The 13,616-nt window shown below is 65.6% G+C and carries 11 protein-coding genes; 7 read left to right on the top strand and 4 right to left on the bottom strand.

Features of this window, described 5'->3' with window-relative positions:
• Positions 1-81 precede the first annotated feature (81 nt).
• From N4G42_RS07690 to N4G42_RS07700, 3 genes are all read left to right on the top strand, one after another.
• Positions 82-1,299, top strand: coding sequence for a Y-family DNA polymerase (locus N4G42_RS07690; RefSeq protein ID WP_260666871.1), 1,218 nt, complete (start codon positions 82-84; stop codon positions 1,297-1,299).
• Positions 1,300-1,492: 193 nt separating this feature from the next.
• Positions 1,493-3,052 (top strand): methyl-accepting chemotaxis protein, encoded by a 1,560-nt coding sequence (locus tag N4G42_RS07695; RefSeq protein WP_146871252.1) that lies wholly within the window; start codon positions 1,493-1,495, stop codon positions 3,050-3,052.
• Between the two features lie 93 nt (positions 3,053-3,145).
• The gene (locus N4G42_RS07700; RefSeq protein ID WP_260666766.1) at positions 3,146-3,412 is read left to right on the top strand and encodes a hypothetical protein; all 267 of its coding nucleotides are present in this window, start codon (positions 3,146-3,148) and stop codon (positions 3,410-3,412) included.
• Between the two features lie 35 nt (positions 3,413-3,447).
• Here N4G42_RS07700 and queF read toward each other — a convergent pair whose 3' ends face one another.
• From queF to N4G42_RS07720, 4 genes are all read right to left on the bottom strand, one after another.
• Entirely contained in the window at positions 3,448-4,293 is an 846-nt protein-coding gene (gene queF / locus N4G42_RS07705) for an NADPH-dependent 7-cyano-7-deazaguanine reductase QueF (RefSeq protein ID WP_260666767.1), read from the bottom strand.
• Positions 4,294-4,392: 99 nt separating this feature from the next.
• A complete protein-coding gene (locus N4G42_RS07710) occupies positions 4,393-5,298 on the bottom strand; it encodes a 2OG-Fe(II) oxygenase (protein WP_260666768.1) in 906 nt (301 codons plus the stop codon).
• A gap of 36 nt (positions 5,299-5,334) precedes the next feature.
• On the bottom strand, positions 5,335-6,120 hold the full coding sequence (gene yaaA, locus N4G42_RS07715; RefSeq protein WP_260666769.1) for a peroxide stress protein YaaA: 786 nt from the start codon (positions 6,118-6,120) through the stop codon (positions 5,335-5,337).
• Between the two features lie 226 nt (positions 6,121-6,346).
• On the bottom strand, positions 6,347-9,502 hold the full coding sequence (locus N4G42_RS07720) for a ribonuclease E/G (RefSeq protein ID WP_260666770.1): 3,156 nt from the start codon (positions 9,500-9,502) through the stop codon (positions 6,347-6,349).
• Positions 9,503-10,101: 599 nt separating this feature from the next.
• Between N4G42_RS07720 and N4G42_RS07725 the strand changes: the two genes are divergently transcribed.
• From N4G42_RS07725 to N4G42_RS07740, 4 genes are all read left to right on the top strand, one after another.
• On the top strand, positions 10,102-11,103 hold the full coding sequence (locus N4G42_RS07725; protein WP_116749292.1) for an RluA family pseudouridine synthase: 1,002 nt from the start codon (positions 10,102-10,104) through the stop codon (positions 11,101-11,103).
• 25 nt (positions 11,104-11,128) lie between these two features.
• A complete protein-coding gene (locus N4G42_RS07730) occupies positions 11,129-11,803 on the top strand; it encodes an HAD family hydrolase (RefSeq protein WP_056747573.1) in 675 nt (224 codons plus the stop codon).
• Positions 11,804-11,829: 26 nt separating this feature from the next.
• Entirely contained in the window at positions 11,830-12,210 is a 381-nt protein-coding gene (locus N4G42_RS07735; RefSeq protein WP_116749293.1) for a Rieske (2Fe-2S) protein, read from the top strand.
• 92 nt (positions 12,211-12,302) lie between these two features.
• Positions 12,303-13,349 carry a S49 family peptidase gene (locus N4G42_RS07740; protein ID WP_099729682.1) on the top strand — a complete coding sequence of 349 codons (1,047 nt, stop codon included), beginning with the start codon at positions 12,303-12,305 and terminating at the stop codon, positions 13,347-13,349.
• The last annotated feature ends 267 nt before the right edge of the window (positions 13,350-13,616 follow it).

Raw genomic sequence — 13,616 nt, forward strand, 5'->3', positions numbered from 1 at the left:
ACCGAGCCCGATTCTCCTGAGACACCACCTCCTGCGCAGGCTGCCCCTACCGGCAAGCTGCGCCGCATCGCGCACCTGGACATGGACGCGTTCTTTGCGTCCGTCGAGTTGCTGCGCTACCCGCAACTCAAAGGCTTGCCTGTGGTGATCGGTGGCGGGCGGCGCAAGGTGGACGAGCTGCTGCTGCGCGGGCCAGACGGCACCGAGGAGCGCGAGCGGCGCTTCATACCGGTGGAAGACTTTCCGCTGCTCAAGGACTACGTGGGCCGGGGTGTGATCACCACGGCCACCTACCCGGCGCGGCAGTTCGGCGTGGGCTCGGCCATGGGCATGATGAAGGCCGCCAAGCTGTGCCCTCAGGCCATCGTGCTGCCGGTGGATTTTGAAGAGGTGCGACGCTTTTCTCGCCTGTTCAAGAGCACCATCACCGAGATCGCACCGGTGATGCAGGACCGGGGGGTGGACGAGGTCTACATCGACTTCACCGACGTGCCCGGCGGCCAGCGCGAAGGCGGGCGGGTGCTGGCGAGGCTCATCCAGAAAAGCATCTTTGATAGGACCGGGCTGACCTGCTCGATCGGCGTGGCGCCCAACCGGCTGCTGGCCAAGATGGCCAGCGAGTTCAACAAGCCCAACGGCATCTCCATCGTTTACGAGGAAGACCTGCAGAGCAAAATCTGGCCCTTGAACGTGCGCAAGATCAATGGCATCGGTCCCAAGGCGGGCGAGAAGCTGGCGCGGCTGGGCATTGAAACCATCGGGCAGCTTGCCGCGCAGGATGAGCAATGGCTGATGGGCCACTTTGGCAAGTCCACCGGCGCATGGATGCACCGCGTGGCCTGGGGCCGCGACGACAGCCCGGTGGTGACCGAGAGCGAGCCAGTGAGCATGAGCCGCGAGACCACCTTCGACCGCGACCTGCATGCGGTGCGTGACCGGGCCGAGCTGGGCACCATTTTTACCGACCTGTGCATGCGGCTGGCCGAAGATCTGCAGCGCAAGGGCTATGTGGCGCGCACCATCGGTATCAAGCTGCGCTATGACGACTTCAAGATCGCGACGCGTGACCATACCGCCAACAGCTACACCGCCGACGGGGCGACCATCCGGCAGCTGGCCGGGCAATGCCTCAAGCGCGTGCCGCTGGACAAGCGCCTGCGGCTGCTCGGCGTGCGGGCCAGCACACTGGCGCGGCGGGGGGAAGAACCAGCGCCAGAGCCGCGTGCCACAGCGGCCGCAGAGGGGCGTCGGCGCGGGCCTCGGGCAGAGGCGACCATGGAAACCGGGCAGCTTTTTTGATTGAGGCTGCGGATTTCCAAAAGGCGGTGAGCAGGCTTTCAGTGTTTGCGCTTTGAGGGGCGTGGGGAGGCACCTTTTTGGGGCAAAGCAGGGGAGGGAGCAGTTAGACTTGATTCGTATCAAGCGGTTACATACAACACGCCAGAAAAAGCCGCGCCGCCTGCCCCTGCCGCAGGCCCTTCAGGAGCCTCGAATGCGCATCAACCTGCCAGTGACCCAGCAGAATTTTGACTACCCCGGTGATGAGCTGCTGGTGTCCAGCACCAACACCAAGGGCGAGATCACGCACTGCAACCCGGCGTTTGTGCGCGTCAGTGGCTACAGCTACGACGAGCTCATCGGCCAGCCGCACAACATCATTCGCCACCCCGACATGCCGGCCGAGGCCTACAAGGACATGTGGCGCACCATTGGCCGGGGCGAGCCCTGGACGGGCTTGGTCAAGAACCGCCGCAAGAACGGCGACCACTACTGGGTGCGAGCCAACGTCACCCCCATCATGGAGGGCGGCAAGCCACGCGCTTATATGTCGGTGCGCACCAAGCCCAGTGCGGCCGAGATGGTGGCCGCCGAGGCCCTGTATGCCCAGATGCGCAGCGAGGCGGCTTCGGGCGCAAGCAGCTTCTACCTGGACTCGGGCAACGTGCGCTACCGGGGAGTGCGTGGCTGGCAGCAGCGCCTGGCGCAGATGGCGCTGCTGCCCCGCATGGCGATCCTGCTGCTGATGACGGTGCTGCTGGCCTTGTTGCCCGACGTGATGGGGCTGCAAGGCACCACCGCCTGGGTGGCCCGCCTGGTGCTGCTGTTGCTGGGGGCGGGGTGGACGCTGTGGCGCTTTCAGGCCACGGTGCTTCAGGGCGTGCACGATGCCACCCGCTTCGCATCCGACATCTCGGCCTGCAACCTTGCCACGTCGGTGGGCACCGACTACCCCCAACCCCTGGGCGCGCTGATGCAGCGCCTGCAGCAGACCCAGGTCAACCTGCGCGCCGTGGTGGGCGACGTGCGCACCGAGGTGCGCAATTTCATCGAATCGGCCGACGAAATCGCACGCGGCGGCATGGACCTGTCGGCCCGCACCGAGTCGCAGGCAAGCAGCCTGGAAGAGACCGCTGCTGCGATGGAGCAACTGGCCAGCACGGTGCTGCAGACGTCGGAGACAGCGGCCAAGGTGTCGCACGAGAGCGCACAGAGCAGCGACATCGCCACGCGCGGTGGCCAGGCGGTGCAGGAGGTGGGGGCGGCCATGCAGCAGATGAAGCTGTCGTCCACCAAGATCAGCGAGATCGTGGGCGTGATCGAGGGCATTGCCTTCCAGACCAACCTGCTGGCGCTCAATGCCGCCGTGGAGGCGGCCCGTGCAGGCGAGCAGGGCCGGGGCTTTGCGGTGGTGGCGGGCGAGGTGCGGGCCCTGGCGCAACGCAGCGCCAGCTCGGCCAAGGAGATCAGCGGCCTGATCGGCGTCACGGTGAACCAGATCGCCAGCGGCGCGCAGCAGATGGACCATGCGGGCACCACCATCGAGGGCGTCGTGCACGCCGTGGAGCGCGTGAGCACGCTGGTCCAGCAGATCAGCAGCGCCACCAAGGAGCAGTCGCAGGGCATTGCCCAGGTCAACGAGGCGGTGACGCAGCTCGACACCGTGACGCAGCAGAACGCCGCGCTGGTGGAGGAGTCGGCCGCCGCCGCCCAGGGCCTCAAGGAAAGCGCGGTGTCGCTGGGCCGCTCGGTGGATGTGTTCCGGCTGGGGTGAGCGGCGCTGCAACGAGCCGCCAAGGAATACTCGCACCTTGACGAATTCTTACTCGTAACTTACAGTGATTTTCCCGTTTTCCGGGAGATCACCATGACCCTCGACGAGCTGCAGCGCATCAAGCAGTGGCATGTGGCACACAAGGCCGACCACCCGCTCGAATACCACCTGTGGGACCTGGTGCTGACGGTCTGGATGCTGGGCTGGGTGGGCTGGTTTCCCATCTGCGCTTTTGGCGAGCCCTGCGCCGCGCCGGTCTGCCTCATCGGCATTTTTGTCCCCAGCCTGTACGTTGCCTGGCGCACCCGCGCGCACCTGCGCCACACCCTGCGGTGCGACTGGATCGATGCGCGTAGCTGACGGATGCGGTCGGTTGACGGGTGGCGGGGCCAGGCCTACTGCCGGGCAGTGCGCACGTTGCGCGGCAGGGCCTGCGGGTGGCTGGTGCGCAGGGGGTTGATGTCCAGCCCGCCGCGGCGGGTGTAGCGCGCGTACACCGTGAGCTTGATGGGTTTGCAGCGTGTCCACACGTCCATGAAGATGCGCTCCACACACTGCTCATGGAACTCGTTGTGGTTGCGAAAGCTCACCAGGTACTGCAGCAGCCCTTCCTGGTTGATCTGCGGGCCGCTGTAGCTGATCTGCACGCTGCCCCAGTCGGGCTGGCCGGTCACCAGGCAATTGCTCTTGAGCAGGTTGCTGGTGAGGGTTTCGGTCACGGGCGCTTCGTTGAATGTGGCCGTCAGCAGGTCGGGCGCGGGCTGGTAGCGCGTGCATTCCACGTCCAGCCGGTCCAGGCTCAGGCCGTCCAGCTCGTGCACGGGCTCCTGGTCGAACAGCTCGGGCGCGATGAGCTTCACCCCCACGGTGGCAGGGTGCTCGGCGCCACGCCACACGGCTTCGCTGATGTCGGCGCGGATGCGGGCCTGCACCTCGGCCGCATCGGCAAAGCGGGTGTTGTTGAAGCTGTTGAGATACAGCTTGAACGACTTGCTTTCGACGATGTTGGGCGTCTCGCAGGGCACGGTGATGTGCGCCAGCGCCACCTGCGGCTTGCCACGCGCATTCAGCCAGGACAGCTCGAACGCCGTCCACAGGTCGGCCCCGAAGAAGGGCGCCGCGCCGGTGATGCCGATCTCGGCCCGCTTGCCCGCGCGGGGGATGGGGAACAGCAGCGAGGCGTCGTACTGGTCCACATAGGCCGATGCCTTGCCGAGTTGGGATTGTTCTGGCGTGTTCATGGCATGGTCTTTCGGGTGTGTGGGTTCCAAGGGAGTTTGTGCTATTGCTACTATTTTTATAGCTGCTGGCGCATGTTCGACTAGCGCATGCCGGGGTTTTTACTGAAATTCCCGCTCACGCAGCCATTTGGTGGCAATCCATTTGTCCCCGGCGATCACGGGGGCGCCGCCATGCAGGGTACGGGTGGACGGGTGCGGGCGCTCGTAGCTGAAGAACACCGCGTTGCCACGCTGCGGCGCCACCTCCAGGTGCACGTCGGGGAAGGTGGTGCCGCCGCCTTTGTCAGGTGTGTTCAGGTACATCACCAGCGTGCCCACGCGCTGGCCGCCGCGCTGGATGATGCTGGGCGTGCCGGGCTCGGCGGGGTCGAAGTAGTCGTAGTGGGGCTTGTATTCGGCCCCGGGGCGGTAGTGCAGCACCTGCAGGCCTTCGCCGTTTTCGATGGGCCAGTGGAGCAGGCGCGCAATGCGCTCCTCGATGCGCTGGATCAGGGGACTTTGCCCGCGCTGGAAGAACATGCCGTCGCTGGTGCGGTCGGCATTGATCTCTTCGCCCCCGGTCTTGGTTGCCACGGTGAGCGAGCGTGCCATGCGGGGCTCTGCAGCGGCTATCAGGGCATCGCACTCCTCGGGCGACAGCAGGTTGCCAAACACCACGATGCGCGGCTGTGCCATGGCCAGCAGCACATTCACGGTGCGGTCTCCGCAGTCCACCTGGGCGGGGGATTCATCCAGCCGGGGCTCGGGCACCCGCACGGCCGAGGGCAGGCCCTGCTGCACGGCTAGGTCGTTAAGGTGCTCCTGCAGCGTGATCTCCAGCGCATCCGCCGCCACGTCTTCGTCCCAGCCTGCGTCACGCATGGACTGCAGCACCACGGGCGCAGCGTAGCCCGCCTGGGCCTGCTCGATGATCCAGCGGCGCAACTCGGGGGTGATGGCCTGCCGCGCTGCGCTGGCGTGCTGGGTGGTGGTGCTGTCCGGGTGCTGGTCAGAACGCGATGCCATGGCGGTCCTTCAACAAGAGCAGGGTGGTGGGCGGATTTATGCGGAGGGCGGAGTCTTGCGCCGGAAGACCAGGCGCTCGGGCTCGGATGATGCCGGGGCAAAGGCATAGCCGTCCAGGTCAAACCCTTCGAGCTGGTGGGGCGTGGCAAGGCGGTGGGTGATGGCATAGCGAGCCATCAGGCCGCGTGCGCGCTTGGCAAAGAAGCTGATGATCTTGTAGTTGCCGCCCTTCCAGTCCTCGAACACGCATTCGATCACGCGGGCCTTGAGTGCCTTGCGGTCCACGGCCTTGAAGTATTCCTGCGAGGCGAGGTTGATCACCACTGGCGTGGTGTCGGCGCGCAGCCGGGTGTTCAGGTGCTCGGCAATCTGGCGGCCCCAGAACTGGTACAGGTTGCTGCCTGCCTCGGTGACCAGGCGCGTGCCCATCTCCAGGCGATAGGGCTGCATGCGGTCCAGCGGCCGCAGCACACCGTACAGGCCGCTGAGGATGGCGACATGGCTCTGGGCCCAGTGCAGGTCGTCAGTGCTCAGGCTGCGGGCTTGCAGCCCCTCGTACACGTCGCCATTGAAAGCCAGCACCGCTTGGCGCGAGTTGTGGGCCGTGAAGCGGGGGCGCCAGGCCTGGTAACGCGCCACGTTCAGCGCCGCGAGCGTGTCGCTCAGTTCCATCAGCGACGCGATCTGCTGCGGCGACTGCTCCCGCAGGACGTCGATCAGGGCCGTGGACTGCGGCACAAACTGGGGCGTGGTGTGCGGCAGGCCTTCGGGAACGGGTGTGTCGTAGTCGAGCGATTTGGCGGGAGACAGCAGGAACAGCATGGGGGCGAAGGGTCCGTGGATCTCGGGGGTGAAGTGTGGCCTGGAAAGCGCGGGTTGCCGGCAGCACCAGCGGCCTGAAATGGTACCTGCTGGACGACCGTCTTCTGTCGCTTGCGGGTATTGGCGCCCAGCACGTTGCTTGCTCAGTTGCCCACGCAAAGAAGGCGGCCTGAGCCGCCTTCTTTGCGTGGGCTGCGGCCCTGGGGGCAGCAGCCATTGCAGCGCATCAGGCTGCGGGGGGCTGCTCAAACGGCAGTGCCATGGCCGACAGGTCGCGGCGGGTTTCCACCAGCACCAGCGGACCTTCGTCCAGCACCACCGCAGGGGGGCGCTCGCGGGGCACGCGGATGGGCTTGGGCTCGGCAGCGATGGCGGCCTGCACGGCAGCGATCTTGTCCGCGTCAGAGTTCACCCACTGCAGGCCCGATGCGGCAGCCACTTGCTGCAGTTCATCGATGGGCAGCGTGAACGCCTGAACGCGGGGCAGTCCCTTGGCTTGTGCAGCTGTCGCCACGGGGGCCTGGGCGGCTACCGCCGGTGCAGGTGCTGCGACAGGTGCCGGTGCAGCCACCGGTGCGGCTGCAGGGTTTGCAACGGGCGCTGCAACAGCTGCCGTGGTAACAGGCGCTGCGGCTGGCTCAGTGGCTGAAGCGGCTGGGGCTGCCACAGGAGCTGCGACAGGGGTTGCCGCCGGTGCCACAGGCTCGGCGGCGGGCGCGTTGCTGAAGTAGCTGCGGCGCGGCGCCTCGTCCTGTGCCGGTGCGGGCTCGGCCTGGGTGGGGTCAAAGTCCAGCATCGCTGGCGCAGCTGCTTCGGCGTTGCCGTTGTTGTCGCGCGGGCCACGCTCGCCACGTTCGCGGCGGTCACGGCCATAGCGGTCGCGGGAGCGGCGCTCGCGGCGCTGCTCTTCGGTGGCGCCATTGCCGTTGGCGGGTGCGTCATTGCCGCTCAGGTCCAGGTCCGGCAGCGATGCCAGTGGAGCGGTGTCCGCAAAGTCACCAGCGGCGGCTGTGGCGCCTGCCTCCTGGGCCTCGACCGCGCGGGGAGCGCGTTCACCGCGTTCACCACGGTTGCCACCGCGATCACCCCGTTCGCGGCGCGGACCGCGCTCGCCACGGGGTTGCTGCGCCGGCTGGCCTTCTGCGCCACCGGTGTTGCCTGCGTTGGGGCCTTCCACCGGAGTGGTAGCTGCGTTGTTGTCACCATTCACGCCAGCGTTCAGGTTGCGCGGCTCGCTGTCGCGGCGACCACGGCCCCCTTCACGGCCTTCGCCACGTCCGTTGCGGCCCCCTTCACGGCCTTCGCCTTCGGGACGGCGCTCTGCGTCGCGGGGTGGACGATTGTCTGCATCGCGGGGTGCGCGGCCTTCGGCCGAGCGTTCGCCACGGCGGCCACGGCCTTCGCCAGAGCTGCCTTCGCGGTTGCCATCACGCGGTGCGCCTTCGCGCTGGCCGTCCCGGTTGCCATCGCGGCCGCCACGGCGGCCACGGCTTTCACCGTTGCGGCCTTCGCGGCGCGGTTCGCCACGGCTGGTGGTTTCGGCAGCGGCAGGTGCGGCTGCGGGCGATGCCGTTGTGACCGGGGTGGGGGCTGCCGGTGCGCTGCCAAAGCCAAACAGGCTCTTGAGCCAGGCGAAGAAGCCTTGCTCTTGCGGTGCGGCAGGGGCGGGTGCTGGAGCGGCTACTGGTGCAGGTGCAGGGGTGGCAGCGGCTGCAGGGCGTTGGCCACCACGGGGTGGGCGTGCGGCGCCTTCGGGGCGGGGCTCAGCCACGGGGGCGGGTGCGTCAGGCAGCACGCCCTTGATCACCGGGGTCTGCTTGTTGGTGGGCTCCTGCGAGCGGCGCGTCACGGCCGTGGGGTCTTCCACTTCTTCGGCGAGCTTGTAGCTGGCTTCGATGTGGTCCAGGCGCGGGTCGTCGTGCTTGAGGCGTTCCAGGCGGTAGTTGGGGGTTTCCAGCGTCTTGTTGGGCACCATCAGCACGGCCACGCGCTGCTTGAGTTCGATCTTGGCGATCTCGGTGCGCTTTTCGTTCAGCAGGAACGAAGCCACTTCCACCGGCACCTGGCAGTGCACAGCGGCCGTGTTGTCCTTCATGGACTCTTCCTGAATGATCCGCAGGATCTGCAGGGCCGAAGATTCGGTATCGCGGATGTGGCCCGAGCCGCCGCAGCGTGGGCAGGGGATGGACGAGCCTTCGCTCAAGGCGGGCTTGAGGCGCTGGCGGCTCATCTCCATCAGGCCGAACTTGCTGATGGTGCCGAACTGCACGCGGGCGCGGTCCTGGCGCAGCGCGTCGCGCAGGCGGTTTTCCACTTCGCGGCGGTTCTTGCTCTCCTCCATGTCGATGAAGTCGATCACGATCAGGCCGCCCAGGTCGCGCAGGCGCATCTGGCGGGCCACTTCGTCGGCGGCTTCCAGGTTGGTGCGGGTGGCGGTTTCCTCGATGTCGCCGCCCTTGATGGCGCGGGCCGAGTTCACGTCCACGCTGACCAGCGCTTCGGTGTGGTCGATCACGATGGCGCCACCCGAGGGCAGCTGCACGGTGCGGGCGTAGGCCGATTCGATCTGGTGCTCGATCTGGAAGCGGCTGAACAGGGCGGCGTCGTCGCGGTAGCGCTTCACGCGGGCGGCATGCTCGGGCATGACGTGCGCCATGAACTGCTGTGCCTGTTCGTAGATGTCGTCGGTATCGATGAGGATGTCACCGATGTCATTGTTGAAGTAGTCGCGGATCGCGCGGATCACCAGGCTCGATTCCTGATAAATCAGGAAGGCGCCCTTGCCGCCCTTGGCGGCGCCGTCGATGGCGTTCCACAGCTTGAGCAGGTAATTCAGGTCCCACTGCAGCTCGGGCGCGGTGCGGCCAATGCCAGCGGTGCGCGCGATGATGGACATGCCGTTCGGGTATTCCAGCTGGTCCATCGCCTCCTTGAGCTCGGCGCGGTCCTCGCCCTCGATGCGGCGTGAAACGCCACCGCCACGGGGGTTGTTGGGCATCAGCACCACATAGCGGCCGGCCAGCGAGACGAAGGTGGTCAGGGCCGCGCCCTTGTTGCCGCGTTCTTCTTTTTCGACCTGGACCAGCAGTTCCTGGCCTTCCTTGATCACTTCATTGATGCGCGCCTGGCTGGGCGAGACACCGGGGGTGAAGTAGCTGCGCGAGATTTCCTTGAATGGCAGGAAACCGTGGCGGTCTTCGCCGTAGTCCACAAAACAGGCTTCCAGCGAAGGTTCGACGCGGGTGACGACGGCCTTGTAGATGTTGCCCTTGCGCTGTTCGCGCCCTTCGATTTCGATTTCGTAGTCGAGGAGCTTTTGTCCGTCGACGATGGCCAGGCGCCGTTCTTCGGGCTGCGTGGCGTTGATGAGCATCCGCTTCATGATGCGATTCCTTCAGTGTTTCGCGGACAGCAGCGGTGCAGCCCACCTGACCCACAGGGAGGGCTGCGCGGGCTGCCGCCCACAGTTTCCAAACCAATACAACAAGCTCTACAGGAGCTGTGAATGCCTGGACTGACGCATCGAAACGAAGGGAATTGCCGGGAATGCCAATGATCTGCCGCGCTCTAGCGCAGCATCGTGAGGCAGGGGCGCGTGGATGGGGGCGAGTGGTAGGAGCGCAGTTTTGCTAGCAAAAGAGTAGCTGATTGCGCTTGCTGGCTGGGCGTTGGGGCTGAATTGGAGCGTGCAGCCGGGGGCATCAGCCACCGCCACAAGGTCACCATCCAGCTCATCAACAACCACATGCTCGCTTTGATCCGCTGACAGGCTGCGCCCGGGTAGGGAACATCTGCCAGCTTGGGGGATTCCGTATCAGTGTTTCAATCTGTCAGCCCGCCGCACGGCGTGCTGGCCACCACAGGCATCTGGCCTGCAATCTGCGCGCACGACGCCCGGTGGCATCGACCTGCCTGCGTGAGGGGCAAGGGCTGTGTGGACTAAACTCCAGACAAATCAACCACTTACATAACAACGCGCAGGTGAAACACATTATAGGGGCCAAACCGCCCACAGCCCCTGCGGGGCTTCCCGCAGCCCGCCTGGTGGAAGTGGATGCTGACTCCGCTGGCCAGCGGCTCGATAACTTTTTGATACGCCACTTGAAAGGCGTGCCAAAAACGCATGTCTACCGCATCATCCGCAGCGGTGAGGTCCGCATCAACAAAGGCCGCGTGAGCGCCGACACCCGCGTGGAAGCAGGAGATGTGGTGCGCCTGCCGCCCGTGCGCATCTCCGACAAGGTGGCCGAGAAGGCCGAGCGTCCGGCGCCTGCGCGCGAATTTCCCATCCTGCTCGAAGACGAGCACCTGATTGCCCTGGACAAGCCTGCGGGCGTGGCGGTGCACGGCGGCAGCGGCGTGAGTTTTGGCGTGATTGAGCAATTGCGCCAGGCGCGGCCGGCGTCCAAGTTCCTGGAACTGGTGCACCGTCTGGACCGCGAGACCTCGGGCATCCTGCTGGTGGCCAAGAAGCGGTCAGCGCTCACTCACCTGCAAGACCAGTTCCGTGAGCGCGAGACAGGTAAGACCTATCTGGCACTCGTCACGGGCACCTGGCCTGCCAACAAAAAGGTCATCGACCTGCCACTGCACAAGTACCTGCAGGCCGACGGCGAGCGCCGCGTGCGTGTGACCACGGCCGATGACCCGGATGGCATGCGCTCCATCACGCTGGTCAAGGTGCGCAGCACCGTGCCCGCGCGCGCCGCTCAAGGCCTGCCGGCGATGTCCCTGCTGGAGGTGACCATCAAGACCGGCCGCACCCATCAGATCCGTGTGCACCTGGCCAGCCAGGGCCACGCCATCGTGGGTGACGATAAATACGGTGACTTTGACCTCAACAAGCGCCTGCAGAAGCTCTCGATGAAGCGCATGTTCCTGCACGCATGGCGGTTACAGTTCAACCACCCCGCCTCGGGCGAGCGTGTGCAACTGATTGCCGAGCTACCCCCTGAGCTGGCCGATTTTGTGTCCCCTGCCTGACGATCCTGCGCGAAGAACCCCCTCCATGTCTGCCAAAAACTTCCGTCCGCGCCGCTTCGACCTCATTGCCTTTGACTGGGATGGAACCCTGTTCGACTCCACCGCCATCATCGTGCGCTGCATCCAGGCAGCGGTGCGCGACGTGGGCGGCACGGTACCCACAGACAAGGAGGCCGCCTATGTGATTGGCATGGGCCTGATGCAGGCGCTGGCCCATGCCGCCCCCGACGTGCCGCCCGAAAAGTACACCGAGCTGGGCAACCGCTACCGCTTCCACTACATCCAGCACCAGGACGACCTGAGCCTGTTCGACGGCGTGTTGCCGCTGTTGAACGATCTGCGTGAACGTGGGCACCTGCTGGCCGTGGCCACAGGCAAAAGCCGGCGCGGGCTGGACGAGGCGCTGCATTCGGTGGATTTGCGCGGCGTGTTCGACGGCTCCCGCACCGCCGACCAGACCGCTGGCAAGCCGCACCCCCTGATGCTGCAGGAGCTGATGGCCGAATTTGACGTGGCGCCTGAGCGCCTGCTGATGATTGGCGACACCACCCATGACCTGCAGATGGCGGTCAACGCGGGCTGCGCGAGCGTAGGGGTGAGCTATGGCGCACACGAGCCCGACGCCTTTCATGCCCTCCAGCCGCTGGCGGTTGTGCATTCGGTGCGCGAGCTGCACGACTGGCTGCTGCACAACGCTTGACGCGGGTATCGGAGCGGGACGAGCCCATGACCATACTCTCCACTGATCAGCCTATCGCGCTGTGCAACAGTGCCGACCTTGTCGATGGAGGCTTGGCCGTGCCGTTTGATGTGCAGTACGCAGGCCAGACGTGCAGGGCCTTTGCGATTCGCTACCGAGGCCTGCCGCACGCTTACCTCAACCGCTGCACCCATGTGGCGATGGAGATGGACTACCAGCCCAACCGCTTTTTTGATGACACAGGCAACTGGCTGTTGTGTGCCACCCACGGGGCGGCCTACTTGCCCCATACCGGCCAGTGCGCGGGAGGTCCCTGCCGCGGTGGGCTGGTCAAAATTGCCCTGTCGGAGAGCGATGGTGTGGTGCGCTGGCATACTGCCTACAACCTGCAGCCTGTAGAGTTCTAGAAAATCCAGATGAATTACCCTGATGTGCTGCCGCCCGACGCGGGCCACCGCAACGCGCGGGCCGCAGCGGTGCAGTGCCCAGGACGCATGACATGACAGACCCCCAGCAGCCCGCCTCGTCGGGCTTTGACCCCAAAAGCAATTCCGCCCCCGATCTGTGGGCGCAAGCAGCTACTAATTCAGGAGCCCCTGTGAGCGATTCATCGCGTGAACCCGGGTGGGAACGCGCCACGCTGGAAAAGCTGGCCTTTGCCGCCCTCAACGAACAACGCAGCACCCGCCGCTGGAAGATTTTTTTCCGCCTGGCATGGCTGGTGTTGTTTGCTGCTGTTGCGTTCGTGGCCCTGCGTCAGGCGTCGCCCAGCACCAGCAAAAGCACGCCGCACACCGCCGTGGTGGATATCAAGGGCGAGATCGCCAGTGGCGCCGAGGCCAGTGCCGAGTTTGTGGTGGCCGCCATGCGCAGCGCGCTGGAGGATGAGGGCTCGCAAGCGCTGGTGCTGCTCATCAACTCGCCCGGTGGCAGTCCTGTGCAGGCCGGCATCATCAACGATGAGATCGTGCGCCTGAAAGCCAAGCACAACAAGCCGATCTACGCCGTGGTCGAAGAAACCTGCGCCTCGGCTGCTTACTACATTGCAGCTGCCGCCGACGATATCTACGTGGACAAGGCCAGCATCGTGGGCAGCATTGGTGTGCTGATGGACGGCTTTGGGTTCACCGGCGTGATGGAGAAGGTGGGCGTGGAGCGCCGCTTGCTCACCGCAGGCGAGAACAAGGGTTTTCTGGACCCCTTCAGCCCGCAGACCGAGAAGCAGCGCGCCTACGCGCAGACCATGCTCGACCAGATCCACCAACAGTTCATTGCCGTGGTGAAAGCAGGGCGCGGTGACCGTCTCAAGACCACGCCCGATACCTTCAGCGGCTTGTTCTGGACGGGCCAGCAGGCCGTGGAAATGGGCCTGGCGGACAAGCTGGGCAACCTGGACTATGTCGCGCGCGAAGTGGTCAAGGCCGAAGACATCATCGACTACACCCGCCGCGACAACGTGGCCGAGCGCCTGGCCAAGCGGTTTGGCGCGGCGGTGGGCATGGGCGCCGTCAAGTCGCTGGCCATATCGGGGCCACAGTTGCGCTGATATTCGCCTCGGAGTCGGCAGGGGGCGTGATCATCCGCGCAAGCCCTTGCATCGACGGCAGATGTCTATTCGAAGCCCCTGCAGAGGTATCTGCCGGGGCTTTTTTGTGGGGCCTGGTTGCGCTGTGCTGCGGTGCCGGTGTGGGGCCGTTGTGCAGCGGTCTGAGGGTTTTTGGGGGTGTTTTGGGGCGGTTGCGCTAGTGGAATATGCCTGGAATGCTCTTGAATATGTAGCATTCCAGGCGCCTCGCCCGTAGCGTGTTACTCC

This window comes from Acidovorax sp. K2F (assembly GCF_025246485.1).
GTDB lineage: Bacteria > Pseudomonadota > Gammaproteobacteria > Burkholderiales > Burkholderiaceae_C > Acidovorax > Acidovorax delafieldii.